The sequence below is a fragment of the Fibrobacter sp. genome, from assembly GCA_024398965.1.
Lineage (GTDB): Bacteria > Fibrobacterota > Fibrobacteria > Fibrobacterales > Fibrobacteraceae > Fibrobacter.
In genome coordinates this window covers 111,196-133,958 of record JAKSIF010000007.1, presented here as the reverse complement: position 1 = coordinate 133,958, position 22,763 = coordinate 111,196, and the positions used below count along the sequence as shown (strand labels likewise).

Sequence of the window (22,763 nt, the reverse complement as noted above, 5' to 3'; positions counted from 1 at the left end):
CACAAGAGTTTAAATATAAAGAGGAAAAAATGTTAAGCATCAAGAATCTTAAGGCAAGTATCGAAGACGGCACCCAGATTTTGAAGGGCATCAACCTGGAAGTAAAGCCCGGCGAAGTCCACGCCATCATGGGCCCTAACGGAAGCGGCAAGAGCACCCTTTCCAAGGTGATCGCCGGCCACCCCGCCTACACCATGAACGACGGTGTCGTTGAGCTTGACGGCAAGAACCTCTTGGATATGGAAATCTGCGAACGCGCCAACTCCGGCCTGTTCATCAGCACCCAGTACCCCACCGAAATTCCCGGCGTGAACAACGTGGAATTCCTGAAGATGGCCCTGAACTCCAAGCGTAACTTCCTGGGCCTCCCGGAAATGAGCGACGCGGACTTCAAGAAGCTTTGCGAAGAAAAGATGCAACTCTTGGAAATGGACGACCGTTACCGCGACCGCGGCGTCAACGAAGGCTACTCCGGCGGCGAAAAGAAGCGTAACGAAATCCTCCAAATGGCTATTCTCGACCCCAAGGTTTCCTTCTTGGACGAAACCGACTCCGGCCTGGACATTGATGCGCTCCGCATTGTGGCAAACGGCATCAACCACATCATGAGCCCCGAAAAGGCAGTGATTCTCGTGACCCATTACCAGCGCTTGCTGGACTACATCAAGCCCACCTACGTTCACGTGCTGCGCCACGGCAAGATTATTCTGAGCGGCGGCCCGGAACTGGCCTTGAAGCTTGAAGAACAGGGCTACGACTGGATCGAAGAAAAGTAATTGAGGCTGTCATGAGCTATATGAATTCTGAATTAGCACAGGCCGCCCAGGCTCGCATCAACGCCCTTGGCATGCCCAAGCGCAATAACGAGCTGTGGAGTTTCTTCCCGGTCAATAAAATTCCTTCTGTAGTGGACGCTGATTGTAACTGCGCCGCTAATGGTGCCGCCGCTGGTACCGCTGCCGACAGCGCACTCGCCAACTGCGGAAACTTCGGCATTGCCGCCGAAACCGACATCGCGGCCCTCCTGCCCATCGCAAAGTCCGCTCCCGCCATGAAGAAGGATTTTGCCGCAGGCGAAACCGAAATGGGTCTCATCAAAAGCCGCGACGACTTCGGTCACAGCATTTTCAACATCGGTAAAAACGCCAAGGTCTCCCTGGAAATTCTGGACAACAAGGTGGAGCACGAAATTGCCGCCGAACGCTTCGACATTAACGTGGAAGAAGGCGCTGAGCTGGAAATCTTCTTTGCCAACCCTGCAAACGATTTGCCTTTGCAGTTCCGCCATTTTGTAATCAAGCAAGCCGCCAATTCTACGGTTCACTTTTCCAACATCCTACAGGACGCAGGTATCGGCCGCATCAGCATCGACGTGGACCTGAACGGCGAAGGCGCCAACTTCGATTACCGTTCACTCAGCGTGTTGAAGGGTTCTGCCAGCAAGCACCAGCGCCTGACCATCCGCCATAACGCACCCAACACCGTAAGTACCCAGTTCGCCCGCAACCTGCTGGACGAAAAGTCCTACGTCAGCTACGACGGCAGCGTCATCGTGGGTAACGGATGCAGCCAGGTAAACTCCAGCCAGCTGGTGAATTCCATTCTCCTGGGTGACGAATCCAGCGTTTCCGTAAAGCCGGTACTGAAGATCTACCACGACGACGTGGAATGCACCCACGGCAACACCTGTGGCGAACTTGACGCCGACCAGATGTTCTACCTGACCAGCCGCGGCATCCCCGCCGAAACCGCCAAGAAGATGCTTATGAAGTCCTTCGCCAAGGAGCTGTTCCTGCCCCTGAACGACGGCCCCGCCAAGAAGCGTCTGCTGCAGGTTCTGGCAAGCTTGTAAGCAATCAAATCCGCAACATTAAAAACGATAAAGGGACGCACAGATTATGTGCGGCCTTTTTTGTTTGAAAACCCGTATTTTGACACTCTACTGACGCAAAAACTTTATACATTGATGGTATGAAGTTTTTATCAAAAATTCTTGTGTTTTGGGCGGTACTTGCCGCTTTCGCATTTGCAAATGTTCAGGGCATCGCGGATACCTTGCAAAACAAGGTCTCAGAATCCATTGAAAAAAAGCACGCAGTCTGGATTAAGCTGGAAGGCGACGTGGAACCTTCCATGTATGAGTTCTGCGCCCGCGCCATTGGAGACGCCCTAAAAGAAAATCCAACCCATATTATTTTCGAGATCAACACCTTCGGCGGTCGCCTGGACGCGGCCTTTGACCTGGTGGACACCATCATGGCCATCCGCGGCCCCGAAACCATCGCCTTCGTCAAGAAGAAAGCTATCAGCGCAGGCTCCCTCATTGCTCTCGCCTGTAACAAGCTTTATATGATGGAAGCCACCACCATCGGTGACTGCGCCCCCATTCTGCAAAGCGCCGGCGGCGCCCCGGAAATCGTTGGCGAGAAGATCCAGTCCCCCCTTCGCGCAAAGTTCCGCAATCTAGCCCAGAAAAACGGCTACCCGGAACTGCTCAGTTCCGCCTTCGTCACACCGGAACTGGAAATTTTTGAATTGAAGCGGACCTTGGACAAGGGCAAGAAAACCGAACGTGACACAACCATGGTTATCGAGGCCGCTAAATACGAGGTTCTCAGCAAGGAAGACATCGACTTCTGGGGAGCCCCCAAGATTCTTGTGAAGGAAGGCGAACTTCTGACCATGACCGACAAGGAAGCCATGGAACTTGGATTCTCCAAAGGAACCTTCAAGGATCGCGAGGAATTCGAGACAGCCCTTTCCATCAAGAGCCGTAGCGAAGTGGAAACCACCCTGGGTGAAGAAATCGCCAGCGCCATTGCAGCCATTGCAGGCATTCTTTTGATTCTTGGATTCGGCGCTCTCTACATCGAATTCAAGACTCCTGGCTTTGGCGTATTCGGCATTATCGGCATCATTCTCATTGCCATTGTATTCCTGGGCCAGTTCGCGCCCCAGCTTGATGGCATGATGCCTGCAATCCTACTCATCGCAGGTGTAGCCCTGTTCCTTGTAGAAATATTCGTAATGCCAGGCACATTCCTCTTTGGCGTGGGAGGCATCATCTGCATGATTCTCGCACTTGCCTTCAGCTACGATCCGGCAGAAATTCCTGAATATGTACCCGAGGCTGCGGAAGAAACCTTCGACGCATTGCCCTGGCTATTTGGATTGTTCTACATGCTGTGCTGCGCGGGAATCGCATTGATATTCCCCATTGCGGCAAGCAAGTACCTGATTCCCCTGCTGCCCGAAGGATGGACCCCCATGCTTAAGACCGACCTAGAATCTGCAGCCTCCCCCACGGAAGCAATCAACGATGTAAAAGTTGGAGACCAGGGTACAGCAAAGACGTTCCTTCGCCCGGTTGGCCAGGCCAGCTTTGTGATGGAAGACGGAAGTGTCAAGCTTTTGGATGTCCAGACTCGAGGCGAAATCATCGAAGCCGGCCAGACCGTAAAGGTAGACGCAATACAAGAAGGGCACATTTTCGTTTCAGCCTGCTAGCGCAGACTTCCCACATTTAATCATCAATCGTCAATCAAGTTTAATTATCCCGAGGAATAAATATGGAAACACTCATTACCGTAGGCATTGTCATTGCCGCCATCGTCGTCATCATCCTTCTCGCCTTTATTGGCAAGTTCTTTAGCCTTTGGCTCCAGGCATTGTTCTCCAGGGCAAACGTCAGCATTTTCCAGCTCATCGGTATGCGCCTTCGTAAGGTACCGCCCCAGGTAATTGTTGAAGCCCGCATTCTGAGTTGCAAGGCAGGCCTCCCGGTGGATACCAACCTGCTGGAAGCCCATTACCTTTCCCGCGGTAACGTTCTCCGCGTAATCCAGGCCCTCATTGCCGCCAACAAGGCAAACATCAAGCTGGACTTCAAGGAAGCTGCAGCTATCGACCTTGCCGGCCGTAACGTTCTGGAAGCCGTGCAGATGTCTGTGAACCCCAAGGTCATTACCACTCCTAAGGTTTCCGCTGTGGCACTTGACGGTATCCAGCTTCACGCTGTTACCCGTATTACCGTGCGTGCAAGCATCCAGAAGCTGGTGGGTGGCGCAGGTGAAGAAACCGTTATCGCCCGTGTTGGCGAAGGCATCGTGTCTTCCATCGGTTCTGCACAGAGCCACAAGGAAGTTCTCGAAAACCCCAACATGATTTCCAAGAAGGTTCTTGCTTCCGGCCTCGACGCAGGTACTGCATTCGAAATTCTCTCCATCGATATCGCCGACGTGGACGTTGGCCAGAACATCGGTGCAATCCTTGAAACCGACCGTGCCGAAGCCGACAAGAAGATCGCCCAGGCCAAGGCAGAAGAACGCCGCGCCATGGCATTCGCCGCCGAACAGGAAATGAAGGCCAAGGTCATGCAGATGAAGGCTAAGCTGGTTGAAGCCGAAGCCCAAATTCCTATGGCCATGGCAACCGCCCTCCGCGACGGAAAGCTCGGCGTCATGGACTATTACAACATGAAGAACATCGAAGCCGACACCCAGATGCGTAAGGAAATCGGGACTGGCAGCGAAGCTGCCAAGTAGCGTAAAGTAGAAAGGATAAAGGTTAAAGATGTTCGCCTACAGGAAACTTAAGGTTTATCAAAAATCTTTGCAATGGGTTATAGACGTATATAATCTTACGTCAACATTTCCAACTGCAGAGAAATTCGCTTTGACAAACCAAATTCAACGAGCCGCAGTTTCTGTAACATCAAACATTGCAGAAGGCTCTGGCAGAACGTCTACCAAAGATTCGATCCATTTTTTGGAAATAAGTTTTGGATCTCTGATGGAAGCACAAAGCCAATTGGAAATCGCTGCTCTTTTGAATTACATTTCCAAAGAGCAACTCACATCCATTGAATGCAAAACGGAAGAAATTGCCAAAATGCTTTCTGGCTTAAAGTCTGCGAAATCAAGAAATTCAAATTAGCAATCCTTTAACCTTTATCCTTTAACCTATAACCTAATAACTCATATGGAAGGTTTACTCATTCTTATCGGCATATACGTTCTTGATATAGTCATCAAGAAGGTTGCTGCCGGTAAAAAGAAACAACAGGAACAGCCGAAAAACATTCCCAGCGATTCGGCCGGGCAGGACTTTGACGAAGCCCAGCCCAAGCCTAGCCGCAATCTGCAGGATTTGATTCGCCAGTTCGAGGAAGCCCAGCGAGATGCATCCCAGGGTACCTACGTTCCGCCATCTCCCGAAGTAGAGGATGATGAGGAAGACGAAGGTCTGCCAGTCGTCACGCCGGCAAAGCCCGGAGAATACACCTTCAGCGAAATCGCCGAATCCGTTGTCCAGTGGGAATACGTAAGTGTTGAGCTGCTGCAGGAAGCTTTCGGTTTCTCTGAGCGGATTGCCCAGCAGGTTCTTGCCGAACTTCAGGCAAAGCGCATCGTCGGCCGCGACATGGGCGAAGGCGACTGCGACCTTCTTGTCCACGACAAGGTAGAGCTGAGCAACCACTTCAAGCGATTACAGCGCGAAGCGGAAGAACAGCAGGCTGCAGCCACTCAGGAAGCCGCCCTCAAAGCACGTCGCGAAGCTGAATTGAAACACCAGAAGGAACTGGCCGAACTTGAGGAACGTGCCCGACAGCTCCGTGAGCAGGCGGGTCAAATCAATAACGGAACCGAGGAACTCGGCGCCCCTTGCCTATCCACGGCAGAACATCGAAACCACACCCGTGATTTCAACAAAGATGAAATCCGTCGCGGTTTCATCTGGGCAAAGGTTCTGGACGAGCCCCGCTTTAAAAAGCGCTGGAGCGCCCGGGCACGTTAGTTGTTAGACAACACTTAAAAATAAAAAACGTCGAGGTTTTGACCCCGGCGTTTTTCATTTCCGATTTTACAACTATGCGATAAGCGGTTCTTAAATTTTCCCGTGTGTTCACTATCCTTGAGCAAATCGGCTCAGGAAGCTAGCTAAGCGCTCATTACCGGACTGGTTGAAGACAAAATCAGGTGTTCCCTGCTCCACGATTACGCCCTGGTCCATAAAGATTACCTTGTTCGCAACATCGCGGGCAAAGGCCATCTCATGGGTCACGATAACCATGGTCATCTTCTGGTCGGCAAGGCCCTTGATAATCTTCAGCACTTCGCCGGTCAGTTCCGGGTCCAGGGCGCTGGTGGGTTCATCGAAGAACAGAATCTTGGGCTGCATGGCCAAGGCGCGGGCAATGGAAACGCGCTGCTGCTGGCCGCCGGAAAGTTCACAGGGGTAAGCCTTTTCCTTGGTTTCAAGTCCCATCTGCTTAAGCAGTTCGCGGCCACGTTTGCGGGCTTCTTCACGATCCATACCAAGAACGCGAATAGGCGCAATGGTCAGGTTCTGGAGCACGGTCAAGTGCGGGAACAAATTGAAGTTCTGGAACACAAGACCTGTAGACAAGCGAATCTCGCGGAGCACACTTGCAGGAGCGTACTTGGCCAGACCCTTCTTATCGACGCCCACAACCATGTCCTTGCCATTCACGCAAACCGTACCGGCATCCATGGTTTCCAGCTGGGTAATGCAGCGGAGAAGCGTGGACTTGCCGCTACCAGAGGGGCCAATGATAGAAAGGACTTCGCCTTCCTTCAGGTCGAAGGAAATATCCTTAAGGACATGATTATCGCCAAAGGACTTCTTCAGGTGTTCTACTTTCAAAACAGCGTTCATACTCATCTTTAACCTTTATCCTAGATTCTTCACTTCGTTCAGAATGACACCGAAACGTATCATTTATAATAGTTCAGTTTCTTTTCTACGTAGGCGAAAAGGCAACTGAGCAAAAGGTTTGCGATATAGTAGAACACGCCAGCCACAAACAGCGGATAAATGCTGGCGTAGGCAGCCTGCTGCTTTTTAGCCAGAGAGAAAAGTTCCGTCACGGCAATGACCTGAGCCAGGGACGTATCCTTCACCAAGGTAATGACTTCGTTGGCGCTGGCAGGAACAACCTGCTTTACAACCTGAGGCAAGATAATGCGGAAGAAAGTCTGGCCGCGGGTCAAGCCAAGCATAGTAGCCGCTTCGTACTGGCCCTTGGGAATAGCCTGAATGCCACCGCGGAAAATTTCAGCAAAGTAGGCCGCATAGTTGATGGAGAATGCAGCCACTACCGCCGGGAAACGGTCAAAGGAAATTCCCAGGCCGGAATACTCGCTCAGGTAATAGGAACCGAAGTAGATAGCTACAATCTGCAGCAAGAGCGGTGTACCGCGCATCACGGAAATGTAGAAGGACACCGGATAACGGACAACGCGGTACTTGCTCATCTTCAGCACTGCGACCAAGAGTCCCAGCGGAATGGAGAACAACAGCGTCAGTCCAAAGATTTCTAGAGTGGTAACGAAACCGCCCCAAAGAACAGGCAGAAGAGTAGCTAAATCAGACATTTTTTACTTACCGAACCACTTGGCCTGGATTTCAGCGAACTTGCCATCGGCCTGCATTGCCTTGATGGTTTCGTTCACGGCGTCGCGGAGAGCCTGGTCCTTCTTGCGGAAGCCGATAGCATAGACTTCATCGCTGAGACCTTCTTCAAGAACCACGAAATCCTTGGCATTAGAAGCGATCCAGTACTTGGCAACGATTTCATCCAGGAATACAGCGTCAACACCGCCCTTGTCCAGGTCCATCATAGCGGTCTGGTTATCGTCGAAGGGAACGATTTCCTTGGCAGCCTTGCCAGCGTCAGAAGCTTCGAGCAACTTCTGGGCAGTGGAACCGTTCTGCACGGCAATCTTCTTGCCGGCGAGAGCAGCGAGGTTAGCAAGAGCCTTGTCCTTCACGGAGAAGATCATGCGATTCTTGAGGTAGGCGTCGCTCAGGTTCATGGCGGCAGCGCGGGCAGAGTCAACACTCATACCGTTCCAGATGCAGTCGATCTTGCCAGTGTTCAGTTCCTGTTCCTTGGCGTCCCAGGAAATGGGCTGAGTCTTGAGAGTCACACCGAGACGGGCGCAAACTTCAGCAGCCAAGTCAATGTCAAAGCCCACAATGTTGTTGTCCTTGTCGCGGAAGCCCATGGGCGGGAAAGAGTCATCGAGGCCAAGCACGAAAGTGCCTGCAGCCTTCACCTTGTTCAGGGATTCGTCAGCCTGTGCTGCGTTATCATTCTTCTGTTCGTTGCAGCCGAACAAAAAGGCGGCACAGCAGGCAACCATTGCAATCTTTGTGAAAAATTTCATTGTGTAACTCCTTTAAATTTACAATGGTAAATGTAGTTAAAAATGTAAAACAAAAAAATTCGTTAAACATTCCATGGGCCTGGGTATAGCCCAACCTCCGATAGCAAAAGATAACACGATTAATAGCAGTTTTTCCATTTTCAACCAACCTCGTTTTAATCATTCTCCCAAATAAATTGTATTTCCATTTTCATCGACAAATTTCGCCTTTTCCGTACCACCAAGCCAACGAACAGACAAACATTTCAATATTCCTTCATCAGAAAGTTCACATAAGTTATTCCATAACTCAAGCATATTCCCCCAAAACGGACCGATTGCGGCATTAATTTTCAACATCCCTTGGTCCACGCCATTTACCAACAAATGCCCTATTTGATCAGCATTAGGAATCGTTTGTAAGCAATACACATCCTCGCCCCACGCCCTTACGTCATCGCATTTCTGAATCCACTTCAAGTTTTCATCAAGCCGTTTGTACGTAAGCGTTCTTTTCATAGTATCCAATACCGCATACTGACAACTGTCATTACCCGCAGACAGCGACTGTTTTCCGATTACGATAAACTTTCCATCAAGCCACTCATGCGCACGCGCACCATCAAAGCCAACGCCACACCCATCATTAACGACATCAAGGCTGTAATGTTTCCTACCGTTTTCGCCGACTTTCCACAATTGCAACGAGCTGCGCGAACCAAAAATTCCGTACCAAACTACAGAATCAGTAAGTTGCCCACTATAACCTGCGTAACCAATTGAGGTATCACACGATCTTGGCCCATCCTCTTGAACCCGATAATTGTAAACACAAAGCCGCGTATTTTCACATCCAGAATCTTCAGAATAAGCGCCATTCCACGACTCTCTAAATTCATACCAATACCGGTAATCCTCTACCATTACAAGCGAATCATCAATGAACCCCACAACTTCGGCATTTATCCAATTTTCAGACAGTTGATATGTCACATCGTCGCTGCACCCCGCAAATCCGCCGCACACAAGCGCAAGCACGATTCCAGCGAATAATCCGCAAACCTTCTTCATCATAATCAAACCTCCAACACCATCCGTTCAGCCCGCAAAGCATATGGGCACGTGACGTACGTCACATACAAATATATCTAAAATTTCACCTATTTTGCCAGCAACGCAAAACAACTAATTATCACACCCCACAAAAAAAAGAACCCCGCCCGGAGTTTACCCGAACGGAGTTCTTTAAGCTTTTTAGGCTAGGGAGGACTAATTAGTCCTTACCATAAACCTTTTCAGCGTAGGTAGCGGTTGCCATGAGGTATTCGCGGTTCATCTTGGCGATGTAATCCACGGTGATACCCTTCGGGCAAGCAGCCTGGCATTCGTAAAGGTTGGTGCAGTTACCAAAGCCTTCCTTGTCCATCTGTGCCACCATAGCGAGCACGCGCTTCTTGGCTTCGACCTTGCCCTGGGGCAAGAAGCTGAGGTGAGAAACCTTAGCAGAGACGAAGAGCATAGCGGAAGCGTTCTTACATGCAGCAACGCAAGCACCGCAACCAACGCAAGCAGCAGCGTCGAATGCGCGGTCTGCATCAGCCTTGGGAACGGGGATCACGGAAGCTTCGGGAGCGGCACCGGTGTTGACGGAAACGTAGCCGCCAGCAGCGATGATGCGGTCGAATGCGGAACGGTCCACAGCGCAGTCACGGATAACCGGGAATGCGGCAGCGCGCCACGGTTCGATCACGATGGTATCGCCATCCTTGAACTTACGCATGTGCAGCTGGCAAGTGGTGATGCCGTGGTCGGGACCATGGGGCATACCGTTGATGACCAGAGAGCACATACCGCAAATGCCTTCGCGGCAGTCGTGGTCGAATGCAAAGCCTTCCTTGCCCTGCTTCATCTGTTCTTCGTTGACAATGTCCAGCATTTCCAGGAAGGACATGTCGGGAGAAATGTCGCTGATCTTGACAGTTTCGAACTGTCCCTTGGTCTTGGAGTCCTTCTGACGCCAAATCTTCAAAGTCAAATTCATGTTGCCGTTGCTCATTATTTGTAGCTCCTAGTAACGAGGTGGACGTTATCGAATGTAAGCGGTTCCTTGTGGAGTTCGGGCTTAACATTGTCGCCCTTGTATTCCCAAGCACCGACGTAGCAGAAGTTTTCGTCATCACGCTTTGCTTCGCCTTCTTCGGTCTGGCTTTCTTCACGGAAGTGACCGCCGCAAGATTCTTCACGGTGGAGGGCGTCGAGGGTGAGGACTTCTGCGAATTCGAGGAAGTCAGCCAGACGGCCGGCACGTTCCAGGTTCTGGTTGAAGGAACCTTCGGAACCGACGACATTGACGTTCTGGTAGAATTCTTCGCGGAGTGCGGGGATTTCCTGGAGAGCCTTTTCGAGGCCAGCCTTGTTACGGGCCATGCCAACGTATTCCCACATGATGTTACCGAGCTGACGATGGATATCGTTAACAGTGCGGTGCCCCTTGATGGAGAGGAGCTTGGAAATCTTTTCTGCGGTCTGCTTCTTGCAGTCTTCGAAAGCAGGATCAGATTCGGAAACCTTTTCCAGCTTGGTGCCTGCGAAGTAGCCACCGATGGTGAACGGAATCACGAAGTAACCATCGGAAAGGCCCTGCATAAGAGCAGATGCGCCGAGACGGTTAGCACCGTGGTCAGAGAAGTTAGCTTCACCGAGAACGAAGCAGCCCGGGATGGTGGACATCAAATCGTAGTCAACCCACAGACCACCCATGGTGTAGTGGATTGCCGGGAAGATGCGCATCGGAACCTTGTACGGGTCTTCGTCAACGATCTTTTCGTACATCTGGAAGAGGTTACCATACTTAGCAGAAACGCCTGCAACGCCCATGCGCTTGATAGCGTCGGCGAAGTCCAGGTAAACTGCAAGGCCGGTGTTGCCTACGCCCATGCCGGCGTCGCAAACCTGCTTAGCATTACGGGAAGCCACGTCACGAGGAACGAGGTTACCGAAGCTGGGGTACTTTTCTTCGAGGTAGTAGTAACGTTCGTTTTCAGGAATCTGGTCCGGAGAACGCTTGTCGCCGGGCTTACGAGGAACCCAAATACGACCATCGTTACGGAGAGATTCAGACATCAAAGTCAGCTTGGACTGCAGGTCTCCATGACGGGGCAAGCAAGTCGGGTGAATCTGAGTGTAGCAGGGGTTAGCAAATGCTGCACCCTTCTTGTAAGCGCGGAATGCTGCAGTAACGTTGGAACCCTGAGCGTTGGTGGACAGGTAGTAGACGTTACCATAACCACCGGTGCAAAGGCAGACTGCGTCGCCAACGTGGCTTTCCAGTTCGCCAGTAACGAGGTTACGAACGATGATACCGCGAGCCTTACCGTCGACAACCACGAGGTCCATCATTTCACGACGCGGAAGGAGAGTTACCTTGCCTGCTGCAACCTGGCGCATGAGAGCCTGGTATGCACCGAGGAGGAGCTGCTGACCGGTCTGACCGCGGGCGTAGAAGGTACGAGAAACCTGGGTACCACCGAAGGAACGGTTGTCCAGAAGGCCACCGTATTCACGACCGAAGGGAACACCCTGAGCGACGCACTGGTCGATGATCAGGTTGGAGTTTTCGGCGAGACGATGAACGTTGGCTTCGCGAGCGCGGAAGTCACCGCCCTTAACGGTATCGTAGAAAAGACGATAGACGGAGTCACCATCGTTCTTATAGCTCTTAGCAGCATTGATACCACCCTGGGCAGCAATGGAGTGAGCACGACGGGGAGAGTCCTGAATGCAGAAGGACTTAACATTGTAGCCCAGTTCTGCGAGGGAAGCTGCAGCGGATGCACCAGCAAGACCGGTACCCACCACGAGAACGGTGAACTTACGCTTGTTGGCGGGGTTCACGAGCTTCAATTCAAACTTATGCTTGGTCCACTTTTCGGAAATGGAACCACCAGGAATTTTAGAATCAAGAATCATTTGTTATGGTCTCCATTAAACGTTGGTGGAAATGATGCCCACAGACGGAACAACGAAAGAAGTCTTAGCTTCGGAAGCAGCCTTCTTCTGTTCCAGCTGCTGCTGGAGTTCATGAGACTTGGCGCGGAGAGCTTCGGTTTCCGGCTGGTGAGCGATGTAGCAGGAGAAACCAGCTTCGATAGCAAAGCCAACTGCAATCACGATGCTGTACACGATGCCGAGGACTTCAACAACCGGAGTCCACTTCTGGTGAGCAAGACCGAGGGTCTGGAAGGCAGAGGAGATGGCGTGGAACAGGTGGATGCCGATAACGAGCATGGCAACCAGGTAGAACACGGTCCAAACCGGGTTAGCAAACATGTCGATGGTGGTGAGCCACATGTCTCGGACGATTTCGCCGGCAGCGTTTTGGTACAGGTAGTGAGCACCGAACTTGAGGTTAGCGAGATGCTGGATGCCAAAGCCGAGAATGATAAGGCCGGTCCAGATCATGGTGAAGGTAGCGAAGGACTTGTTACCCTTGCGAGCGTTGACTTCGTAACCCACAGCGCCACGAGCCTTCTTGTTTTCGAGCTTCAGCAAAACGCCGAGACCGATATGGAGACCGAATGCAGCAACCATGCCCAGTTCCATGAGGTAAATCAACTTTACCGGGAAGTGGAGCGGGTTGAAGCTGGTCAGGAATTCAGTATAGGCATTGTAGGATGCCTGTGCTGCAGACTGATCAAAGTTCAGCAACTGGAGGTTGCCGCACATGTGGACGAGGATGAACAGAGCGAGGAACGCACCAGAGCATCCCATGATCTGTTTCTTACCAATGGAAGAGGTAAGGTACTTAATGATCCATTGCATTGTTTTGTGTCTCCTTGAGGGGGTCTTTTTTTGTTTGTAATTCTTTTTTAGACCTTAAACTGCCATTAGAGGATGCAGCAAGCCTTCTTGCTTGCAGCTTCGTAGGCGTAGCGTTCCTTCTTGGTGAACCAGAAATCCAGTTCACGCTTTGCGCTCTTGGGGCTATCAGAGCTGTGAACAACGTTTTCGGTCATGGAAGGAGCAAAGTCGTAACGGAGGGTACCCGGTTCTGCCTTAGCAGGATTGGTAGCACCATTGATAGCGCGAACCTTGGCAATTGCATTTTCGCCACCCAGAGCGAGCATCACGGACGGGCCCTTAGTCATGTAGGCTTCCAGTTCCGGGAAGAAGGGCTTCTTGACGTGTTCGGCGTAGAAGCCGCGAGCGTCCTTCTTGGACATCTGATGCATCTTGATAGCGCAGACAGAGAGGCCTGCAGCTTCGTAACGGGCAATAATCTGACCAACCAAACCGGACTTAACGGCATTGGGCTTGATCATAGCGAAAGTCATTTCCATGGTATACCACCTTTTATTGTGAGTGAGTTAAATATAGGTTTTTAGTCGAGATTCATTAGACTGACGGATCGAGATTGAATTCCAAAAACGCCTGTTTTAGACTCCTATTCGGCACTTTCAATCTTCTTCATCAGGTCTTCCGCCAGTTTTCCGTTGGTTTCGATGTTCTTGACAAGCCAGTCCACCGACTCCTTCAGTTCACTGTTGGGATACTTTTCGTTGAATTCCTTGAAAACTTCCAGGGCGACATCGTTCATCCCCAGGTTCTCGTTCAAGATGAAACCGCGGCTAAAGAGAGCCTTTTCCGCATTTTCATTCTGGGGCCACATCTTGTAGAAGGCGTTGTATTCTGCGTCCGCATCCAGGAACTCCTCATTTTCGGCCTGGATCTGAGCCATTTCGTAGGCAACCTTCTGGAACAGTTCGTCATCCTCGGCGTAGGCATACATCAGCATGCGGTAGCCGTTGTAAGACGGAGTCAGATTGCCAGCCTTGTGAAGGGAGTCTACTCGAGACAGCATGACATCGGCCAGCAGTTCCGGCTTGAATTCAGGAATGGAATTATCGTAGAGGGAGACCTTTGCTGTGCTATAAGCCTCGGCACTCAGTCTGGCTCTGTACAAATTAAGCCATTCGTCACCGCGCTTCTGGTAGATTGCAGGAATACTTTGTTCATAAGTCTTTCCAGCATAGATCACCCTGTAGCCGAAGTTGTACTGATGGTCGTAAAGATTCTTCGGGAATGTGGCAATAAGACGCAGGTCATCCTTGGCCTTTTCATAGTCGTAACCCACATGGATGGGAGAACCGACACGCTGGTACCAGGCCTTCAAAGTATCTTCCGGCACATCCTTAAGACCACGCTTGCGATCCAAGTACTTTTCGGTAATGAAGTCAATTCGTGCGCTACGAACTACAGCCCTGTAGTCTGCGGTTTCGTTGAGTGCAAGGGCCCTGGCGGCATCGGCGTAAGCCATGTTGTCGGCGAGCATCTTGACCAAACGGTCATGGAAGTTTCTGTCGTAGCCATAGCTGGCGTAATTACGAGCCTTGAATTCCAACAGTTCCTTTTCTGTCAACAAAGCCTTGCCATTCTTGGAAACCAGTACAAATTCAGGAGCCAATTCAAAGATTGCTCCAGATGCAGCATCAGCCTTCACCATACCGGCAACGCGGTCATAAGGCTTGACTTCAGCGGGAACATTCCTGACCAGGAAGAAACGATGGAAGATTCCAGTGGGTTCAGAGCGGAGTGCTCCTGTTACAAAGCCAGCATCCTTGCCTTCAAGAGCCAAGGACAAGGTCGGAACCATGCCAATGCCATAGGGCAAGGAGAAATCCTTCTTCACGACGCCGACGTACCCACTGTCCTTGGCCGTACTTGCATTCTTGCTCTTGGTTGCAGCCAGCTGCTTGAACTGTTCCAGAGAGATTCCCTCCTTGAACATCCCGGCAAGAGATGCGGAATCAGTTCCCTCTACATGATACAGTTCATAACCCGGCACAGTCATGTATTCCGACTTATGGGAATTGTAGTAGGCCTCCCCATCAACCGCGGGAAGTTCATTGATCTGAATGCCGTTTTTCTCCAGGAGATTTTCGCTCAATTCAGTACGGATTTCCTGACGTCGCATGTGCACAAAGCGCTTGCGAAGTCCCAAGGTATCGTCGGCATTGGGAGCACCGGCATTCTTCAGCATTTCTGCCAAGAACTTATCCAGGGAATCCTTATGGCTGTTGAGGTAATATTCTGCGGCAGCCTCGCCTCGCATAAGCTCATACTGGCCCAAGGTATCCGTAGGGAACAGATTACGGTTTGCGTAGTAGAAGTTACGCAGTTCCTCATCGCTATAGGTCATCTTCTCCATGGCATAGAAACGCTGGTACACCATGGTTAAAATGCGAGGGTCAATTTCCTTATAGTAGTCTTCCCACTCTTTCTTCAAGTCGGGATATTCCTTCAACGCCCTGGAAACAAGAGCAGCCTTGGCATAAAAGTTGTCGTAAAGGAACTTATTCTTCTCTACCTTAAGGGCTGTTCCATTGTTCTGGTAATAATAGGTGACGTCTTCCTGAAAAACTTTCTCGTCGTTGATCTTAGCAAGGATCGAATCCTTTTCCCCAAAGCCATCGCAACCAGAAAACAAGAAAGCACCTGCAGAGCAAAGGCCAGCAAGAACTACCGAGCGTAAAGTCATAGAAACCTCAATTTTCCCAAAGAGCCTGAAAGGCGAATTAATCGCCCAGAATATAGCAAGTAATGAATTTCTGATGGTTCTAAAACCCCAAAGAAACATCAAATCGAACAACAGGAGTACACACTTGTTCACTAACACTAAGAAACGGCCGCATTTACGACGTCTGTAACTCATTGAGCATCAATGAGTTACACGCATCTTTGCTAACTTATTGATTACGTGAAACGTAGAATTTCCACATTTGCAGGAACAGCTGTCATTGCAACAGTTGTTGTTAGCGCCATTGCTCTTGGCGCTTGGTTTTGCCGTGCACTCGTGGAAAGAATCCTTTCTACCCCCCATACCATCAACGGCGTGACTATAACCCCCTATGGTCACAAGATGGACGGACTGTTGACCCACAGCTTCGACTCCGTCCGGGTCTCCGTGGACAGCACCGAAGTCAAGGTGACCAACCCGAGCCTGGACATTACCATTTTCGGCGACGTAAAGGGCATTGAGTTCAAGGTTGACACGGTGGATGCCTATGTAAGCCTTCCACAAGGCGATTCTACCAAGGTGGAAGAGCAACCCGACTCCAGTTTCACCCCGGCAGTTCCCGAAAAAATGAAGTTCTACCTGCCGGCCCATGTCAATATAGCCCAAACAAACGTCAAACTTTCTGACGGGAAGCACTGGGAGGTTTCCCAGCTAGACATAAAGAGCCAGGGGCAAAAGGCCGCCGCACTTAAAATCGATTCCGTATCCGGCGACTTCCTGATAAGTCCCGCCGCGATCAATCTAGAAGCCGACTTCGAGGGCGAAAACCTGAAGCTTGATGCCAAGGTTAAGACAGCTACGGACTCTGTCATAGTCAAGGCAGACGCACCGAAGAACAATCTTTCTGTAGTCAATACAAGTACCAAGGTTACGGTAAACTCGCCCGAGGACTGGCTGCCCTTCAAGCTGCCCGAAGCCCTGCCAGGCATCGGTAAACTGAAAGTAGACGTAGACGCAACCGTCGATACCAAGAAGAACAGCGCCCAGTACAACGCAACCGTTCAAACTCATGTAGGCGCCCTATGGCCTCTGGAGCCCGAAGACATCACCATCAAGCTGAAGGGCGACGCTGAACAATTCCATACTGACATTACCATGGAGAACAACGAAGGAGGAACCATCCATATTGAAGGCGATTTTGACAAAAACCTGGATGGTGTATTCGACGTTCAAGTGGAAAACATGAACGCCCTGTTCGGCCCCCAGATGATGCCGCTGGATCTTGAAATCGAAGGGGCCCGCAAAACCGGCAACAAGATCGATGCAGTCGTGGTAACACGACAAGGATCTGTCGTAACCGGAACCTTAGATTTCGAGGATTCCCTGTACATCGACTTCGTAGGAGATATTTCCCCTTATGAGCCATGGGCCATAGACTGGACTCACGGCAACCTGGAATTCACGACCAATCCAAAGCTTTATGGCACGTTCGACTTGCATAAGCTGCGTGTCCTGGCCAAGTTCGACACAGTCCCCTACGCCTACCACATGACTGCAGATTCCCTGGAAGTCTATCTGGAACTGAACACCAAGGGCATTGATTTCAGTAAAGGCATCATCTACACTCCTAAAGAAACTTTCGACTTCGACGGCGATGTGAAGTGGAACGACCCGCACCCCCACACTTCCTGGAACGTAACCCAGCGCAATGGAGGCAAGGCCAGCGCCTATATCGGCATTGGAGACACCATCACACTAGACGTGAAGGCAGAACACACCGTTCTAGCAACCATCCCCTTTGCGAACTTCAAGTTCAACGAAAAAATCAATGGAAAGGTGACCGGTGAGTGGCACCAGGACTTCGACAACAACATCGGTCTTGCCGAGGTGACCATCGATGGTGAACTTGACGCGTTCAATGTCTCCGCAGATCTTGTGGTAAGGCAGAACGGCGATACCATTTTCGTAGACAAGGCGAACGCATTCCATAACAAGAACAGTGTCATGGCAAATGGTTCGTTCATCATCCCCAACGATTCCAATCCGGAATTCAAGCCAACTAGCTTCTTGCCCATACAGGTCCTGAACGCCTGGATCTCGTCCAAGGACTTCAGCATCCCTCTGCTTCTGGAACCGTTGCAAGACACGACCTTCGCCTCCGGTATGCTGACCGGCGAACTGGCATACAACGAAGGACAGGGACTTATCGGAAACCTGAACTTCTTTAACATTGAATTTTCCAACATTCCATCAAACGTTTTCAACATTCAGAAATTGAACATTTTCGCCGAAGGTGACAAGGCCGAGCTGAACGCCTATCTAGACATCGGCGGTGGCGGATGGACAGGAAACACCCAGGTCATTTTGGATCACATTTTCAACGACAAGCGCCACGTCAGTTTCTCTCACGGCAGTGATAACGGTGGAACCCTCTGGGCAGAAGGCTTCATCGACAACGACCTTATCTTTACGGGCACCGTCGACGCCAATGGTTCATGGTACATTCCTAAGACCATCAGTGAAATCAAGAACACTGACTTACATATGGATTTGACAGCCGACATAAGAAAGGGACTTCATGGAATCTCGGCGAACTTCAAGACAAGTTCCACAACGTACCAGCCCCCGAAGATGAATCTTCTGATACCGTTCAGCCTAGAAGGAAATGTGGAAAACGGAGTACTCAACGTAACTCGAGCCAGCACAACCAACAAACGTGGAGAGTCCATCCTTGCTACACTCAAGTTCAACATAGACAGCTTGATGCTTGAAGCAATCGACGTGAAGTCGAAGCAGTTCACCATTGATCTGGATGAGCATTCCATTGTTCTTGAAGACATCAACGGACACATGGAAGACAACGCTGATTCCCTGTTGATTTCTGCAGAGATTCCCAAGATTACCTATCAGTTCAATCATGATATTTACGGTAAGGCCGATGCACTTGGACATGCGGATGTAGGTTTCAGCATTCCGCACAGTACTGAAGGCATCATCAAGAACAACACCATCTTCGGAAACCTTTCCATAGACCGTCTAACGTACTACAAGGAATTCGACATCGAGGTTACGCCCACCGCATTGGACAAGTACCTTACCTTGCTAAACAACTCCATTGCAAAACTCAGACAGAAGGAGACCCAGCAGGAAGCCAAGCTTTCTACTGCAAGCCCCATCAATCTTTCTTTGCATATCAGTGATACACAGAAAGACTCTATCGCCATCGTGACCCCCTTCGCCACCTTCCCCTTTACTGTAGACATTTGGATTCTTGGAAGCACAAACCGTCCGCTACTGCGAGGCGATATTACCAACACAAATAGCGGCTTTATCGGAGTCAAGGAAATTTATCAGTTTGACTTGAACGCATTCCAAATATCCTGGAACGACGTTCCTTGGCAGCACGGAGTAATCGATGTCAGCAGTATCCAGAATCTGCCCTACTGTAATGACACCGAGGAAAAGGAAAACGAAACCTGCCCCATCAATCTTGACATTCAAGGTACCATAACCAACCCGCAGCCAATGCCGTCTTCTAACTGCGGAACAGAATCTTCCGCAGCAGCCATTTACTATAACATATTCCTGGGCTGTATTGCAGACGACTCCGGCGAGGCTACAGACTGGAACAAACTTGCAGGAAAGGCCATCGGTAAGGTTATTTCCACAACGGCAAACAAAACCCTTGGCGGTGACTACATCGGCGATATCGACATGAAGGTTATGTTGTTCGAAAACAACTCCTCAAGCGACAAGGATTCGAGCTACGTAAAGGTTCCCATTTCCCTTGACCGCTGGGTAAACAACCTCAGCCTTATTTTCGGCTACACCCAGGACCAGAGTGAAAACCCCACCTACGATCAAGCACTCCAGTTCGGCGTAAACTACACGCTCCCCGTTTTCCAGGAAGCTGAGTATTCTCACAAGAATCATATTTCTCCGTCGCTATCCCTTAATGCTCTGCTAATCCAAAAGCAATATCTTACCAATACCGGTACAACCGGCGGAAACGAAAACCGAATGGAAAAGAATGTGGGCATAAACTACACTTACCGCTACTGGAATCCTTGCCTTCTTGGGTTAGGAAAATGCGAAAGTGTATACAGCCAACCTAATGAAGAAAAGGAGGATAAGAAATGAGAAAGATTCTAGGACTCCTTTTCATACTCACCGCAATACTTTTTGCAGACGAGGGTGTCAAACATCCTTGGTACATCGACATTAGCGGAAATAAGGCATTCTCTTCGTACCAGCTGGAAGAACAGTTGGACATTCCGGAAGAATTCGGCCAGATGGACTCCACCAAGCAAGACTTCTTGATGCGTCTGTCCTTGGAGAACATAAAATCTCTATACTATTCCCGCGGCTACTACAGCCTTGATATCGTCCTGGACGTACATAGAGACAGAATCAGCCAGGACAGTGTCGTCCGCGGCTATTACTTTAACATTCGTGACGGTGAGCGTTACCGCTTTAACGGCGTCAAGCTTAAAGTTCCCGAAGACAGCAAGATTCACATTGACGAAACCAGCCTGAACACATCCAAGGACAGATTCTACAATCACGACGACATTTCCGAAGACTTGCAGAACATTCAGCGAGCCTACCGCAAGCAAGGATTCCTGCATGCCTATGTTTCTTCCATCGAAATGCTGGATACGACCCGCAAAAAGATTTACGTGGAGATTACCGTAGAGCCCGGACCCAAGGTAATGATGGGCAACATGGTCAGCAGCAGCAAGAGATCCGTCACGCCCAGCGTCAAGAGCGATTCCATCAGCGAAGCCGGTTTGACCGACACGGCATGGCTATCGTCCCTTTGGAGAATTCCGCAGGGCGAAACCATTGACGGAGACCAGTATAATTCCTTCAAGTCAAAGCTGTTCTCAACGCAGTTGTTTACACAAATCAAGCTCAGCGACTCCCTAAGAGAAGACGGCCTTTCGGACGTTCACATGAACGTGACAGAGCGAATTCCTGGAGAAAACCGATACGGATTCTTCTATGAAGAGATCTACGGATTTGGCGCCCAGGTGTATGCACGACACAAAAATTTCTTCGGCCGGTTCAATGAATTTTCAACCAGCGCCCTTGTTGCCCAACATAAACAGGAAGCATCCGTAGGCTACGCCAATCCGTTGCTATTCGGAACATCGTTCAGCTTCATTCCCACCGCTATCCGATTTGAAGACCGTCTCACGCTAAATCACGAAAAAATCAATCCGCCGGCATATCCCGACAGCATTGAAGAGCGATACGAAGTCATTAACCGTGGCGACCTTACCTTCGGCATTACCAAGCATATCAAATTCCGTGGTACACTGGATACACGATATGTGAATAAAATTACAGATGAAATGTTCAAATTGAAGGGAGAAGTCGCTCTGACCTTCGACTATACCAACGACTACTTCAATCCAACAAAGGGAATCCGTCTTGCACCTACTGTTGGCGCCGGCACAAACTGGGATGGAGACATTTACTCCCTAACCATGATCGGCGACCCGTACTCCTACGGAGAATTTACAGCCAACATCTACATTCCGCTATTTTGGACATTCAACGGAGCTCTCAGCGGAAGCACGGGCAAGTTCTTTGCCAAGGCCCTTGAAGACGATGCCCGCATGTTCTATCAGGGCGGTTCCAGGTCGGTACGTGGTTACCGATTCAGAAGTATCTACGCAAGCTACGAAGAACCGGATCCTGAAAAGGAAGGCGAAACCATAATCAATACTGGCCTTACCCCCACCTACTTCCGATTTAATCAGGAAATCCGCTGGACATTACCATGGAAGAGCGCCAGACACTGGCAAATCGTTCAATTCTACGACTGGGCCAAGGTTACTGACGTCGACGAAATTTACGCCCCGGAAACCGACGAAAGTCTAGGTCTTGGACTTCGCTACCAATGGCAGTTCTTGACATTCCGCCTGGATTATGCCTTCAAGAAACATCTGGATAACTGGGACCTGGAACACTTCGCCACAGGCAGATTCGCCTTCGACCTGTCCCAAACATTCTAGCCACAGTTTGCTTAAGGTATAGCAACAACCCGGTTGTCGGGCTTATAACCGATTATCGGTTTACCGTTTCGCGATACAAGTCAGAAAGGTTCTTATTGGCGGCATGCACAGAAGCGTTCGCAATTCCTGCAGCAGAAAGTGCCTGAAGAATCTGTTCCTCCGACACGCCCTTTTCAAGAGTCAGGCTAAAGCGATTTCCGTTGGAAGAATCAGCCGCAATAGCGGAGGCGACAGCTCCAGATTTCAAAACGCGACCGCGTTCGATGATGGCATAGTCGGTGGCTTCGCTTTCCATTTCAGCAAGGATATGAGAACAAACAATGGCCGTACCGCCCTCGTTTTTTCGCCAGTCAGCAATCAAAGACCAGACCATCTCGCGGGATGCAGGATCCAGGTTGGCAACAGGCTCGTCAAGAATTAACAGCCTCGGAGATGGTACCATGGAACGGAGAAGCTGAACCTTCTGACGATTTCCCAGAGAAAGGGCTGACATCTTGGTGCTTAAATCAGGCAATTCCAACTTATTGGACAGATCACGAATTCTTTTCTTAAACTCATTTTTTCGGCTGATGCCAGACTCCCCAAAGCCATAGAATCCTGCAAAATATTCCACGTATTCTTCTATGGAAAGCCTGGGATAGATTCCCGGATTTTCAAGCAGCACCCCAAAAACGGAAGGATCAAGGAATCCATTCTTGCCACGGAACTCCTGGGCAATTTCAATTTTTCCCTTAAAACAAGGAAACCGACCGCAAAGCAATCGAAGAAGAGTTGTCTTCCCGGCCCCATTGGGCCCCAGCAGCGCAAAGAAGCTTCCTTCTGGAATTTCAAGATTCACCTGAGAGAGAGCTTCAGCAGTAGCGCCCGGATAGCGAAAAGAAACATTTTCTAGATAAATCGCAGCCATAGGGAAGAATATAGAAAAGACTGCAGCACAAACCCAAAAAAAACGTCCGGCAGCTAAAGCTGACAGACGTTTTTTAATTATGAATTATGAGTTATGAATTATGAGAGAATGTTAGGCGACATCGCTACGATTATCTATCTCGTAAA

At 50.2% G+C, this 22,763-nt stretch carries 18 protein-coding genes; 8 read left to right on the top strand and 10 right to left on the bottom strand.

Translation table 11 applies throughout. The annotated features are described in order from the left end of the window. Nucleotides 1-29 precede the first annotated feature (29 nt). The 6 genes from sufC to MJZ26_05230 all read left to right on the top strand — a co-directional run bounded on the left by sufC (nucleotide 30) and on the right by MJZ26_05230 (nucleotide 5,796). A complete protein-coding gene (sufC, locus tag MJZ26_05255; protein ID MCQ2105183.1) occupies nucleotides 30-776 on the top strand; it encodes a Fe-S cluster assembly ATPase SufC in 747 nt (248 codons plus the stop codon). A gap of 20 nt (nucleotides 777-796) precedes the next feature. Continuing rightward, nucleotides 797-1,852 (top strand): SufD family Fe-S cluster assembly protein, encoded by a 1,056-nt coding sequence (locus MJZ26_05250; protein ID MCQ2105182.1) that lies wholly within the window; start codon nucleotides 797-799, stop codon nucleotides 1,850-1,852. 119 nt (nucleotides 1,853-1,971) lie between these two features. Then, nucleotides 1,972-3,507 (top strand): ATP-dependent Clp protease proteolytic subunit, encoded by a 1,536-nt coding sequence (locus tag MJZ26_05245; protein MCQ2105181.1) that lies wholly within the window; start codon nucleotides 1,972-1,974, stop codon nucleotides 3,505-3,507. 56 nt (nucleotides 3,508-3,563) lie between these two features. Then, nucleotides 3,564-4,544, top strand: a complete 981-nt coding sequence (gene floA / locus MJZ26_05240) for a flotillin-like protein FloA (GenBank protein ID MCQ2105180.1) — start codon at nucleotides 3,564-3,566, stop codon at nucleotides 4,542-4,544. Between the two features lie 28 nt (nucleotides 4,545-4,572). After that, nucleotides 4,573-4,935: a four helix bundle protein gene (locus MJZ26_05235; GenBank protein MCQ2105179.1), complete on the top strand. Its 363-nt coding sequence runs from the start codon at nucleotides 4,573-4,575 to the stop codon at nucleotides 4,933-4,935. A 45-nt stretch (nucleotides 4,936-4,980) separates the two neighbouring features. After that, nucleotides 4,981-5,796, top strand: coding sequence for a hypothetical protein (locus tag MJZ26_05230; GenBank protein ID MCQ2105178.1), 816 nt, complete (start codon nucleotides 4,981-4,983; stop codon nucleotides 5,794-5,796). Between the two features lie 111 nt (nucleotides 5,797-5,907). Here MJZ26_05230 and MJZ26_05225 read toward each other — a convergent pair whose 3' ends face one another. The 9 genes from MJZ26_05225 to MJZ26_05185 form a co-directional block, all read right to left on the bottom strand. Further along, nucleotides 5,908-6,678 (bottom strand): amino acid ABC transporter ATP-binding protein, encoded by a 771-nt coding sequence (locus tag MJZ26_05225; GenBank protein MCQ2105177.1) that lies wholly within the window; start codon nucleotides 6,676-6,678, stop codon nucleotides 5,908-5,910. Between the two features lie 59 nt (nucleotides 6,679-6,737). Then, the gene (locus MJZ26_05220; protein MCQ2105176.1) at nucleotides 6,738-7,397 is read right to left on the bottom strand and encodes an amino acid ABC transporter permease; all 660 of its coding nucleotides are present in this window, start codon (nucleotides 7,395-7,397) and stop codon (nucleotides 6,738-6,740) included. A gap of 3 nt (nucleotides 7,398-7,400) precedes the next feature. Next, a complete protein-coding gene (locus MJZ26_05215) occupies nucleotides 7,401-8,192 on the bottom strand; it encodes an amino acid ABC transporter substrate-binding protein (protein ID MCQ2105175.1) in 792 nt (263 codons plus the stop codon). Nucleotides 8,193-8,351: 159 nt separating this feature from the next. Continuing rightward, a complete protein-coding gene (locus MJZ26_05210) occupies nucleotides 8,352-9,245 on the bottom strand; it encodes a hypothetical protein (GenBank protein MCQ2105174.1) in 894 nt (297 codons plus the stop codon). Nucleotides 9,246-9,444: 199 nt separating this feature from the next. Next, nucleotides 9,445-10,227 (bottom strand): succinate dehydrogenase/fumarate reductase iron-sulfur subunit, encoded by a 783-nt coding sequence (locus tag MJZ26_05205; protein ID MCQ2105173.1) that lies wholly within the window; start codon nucleotides 10,225-10,227, stop codon nucleotides 9,445-9,447. After that, nucleotides 10,227-12,140, bottom strand: coding sequence for a fumarate reductase/succinate dehydrogenase flavoprotein subunit (locus MJZ26_05200; GenBank protein MCQ2105172.1), 1,914 nt, complete (start codon nucleotides 12,138-12,140; stop codon nucleotides 10,227-10,229). The genes MJZ26_05205 and MJZ26_05200 overlap by 1 nt, the downstream gene beginning before the upstream one ends. Nucleotides 12,141-12,155: 15 nt before the next feature. Further along, nucleotides 12,156-12,992: a succinate dehydrogenase cytochrome b subunit gene (locus MJZ26_05195; protein MCQ2105171.1), complete on the bottom strand. Its 837-nt coding sequence runs from the start codon at nucleotides 12,990-12,992 to the stop codon at nucleotides 12,156-12,158. 65 nt (nucleotides 12,993-13,057) lie between these two features. Next, nucleotides 13,058-13,510 (bottom strand): nucleoside-diphosphate kinase, encoded by a 453-nt coding sequence (ndk, locus tag MJZ26_05190; protein ID MCQ2105170.1) that lies wholly within the window; start codon nucleotides 13,508-13,510, stop codon nucleotides 13,058-13,060. A gap of 104 nt (nucleotides 13,511-13,614) precedes the next feature. Further along, nucleotides 13,615-15,708: a hypothetical protein gene (locus tag MJZ26_05185; GenBank protein ID MCQ2105169.1), complete on the bottom strand. Its 2,094-nt coding sequence runs from the start codon at nucleotides 15,706-15,708 to the stop codon at nucleotides 13,615-13,617. Between the two features lie 219 nt (nucleotides 15,709-15,927). Here MJZ26_05185 and MJZ26_05180 point away from each other — a divergent pair, with 219 nt between their 5' ends. Further along, complete coding sequence (locus tag MJZ26_05180) at nucleotides 15,928-19,827, top strand: hypothetical protein (protein ID MCQ2105168.1); 3,900 nt, start codon at nucleotides 15,928-15,930, stop codon at nucleotides 19,825-19,827. Next, nucleotides 19,824-21,710 carry a BamA/TamA family outer membrane protein gene (locus tag MJZ26_05175; GenBank protein MCQ2105167.1) on the top strand — a complete coding sequence of 629 codons (1,887 nt, stop codon included), beginning with the start codon at nucleotides 19,824-19,826 and terminating at the stop codon, nucleotides 21,708-21,710. Before MJZ26_05180 ends, MJZ26_05175 begins: the two co-directional genes overlap by 4 nt. A gap of 52 nt (nucleotides 21,711-21,762) precedes the next feature. On the opposite strand, the gene MJZ26_05170 is transcribed toward MJZ26_05175, so the two are convergent. Continuing rightward, nucleotides 21,763-22,617, bottom strand: a complete 855-nt coding sequence (locus tag MJZ26_05170; protein ID MCQ2105166.1) for an ABC transporter ATP-binding protein — start codon at nucleotides 22,615-22,617, stop codon at nucleotides 21,763-21,765. Nucleotides 22,618-22,763: the final 146 nt, after the last annotated feature.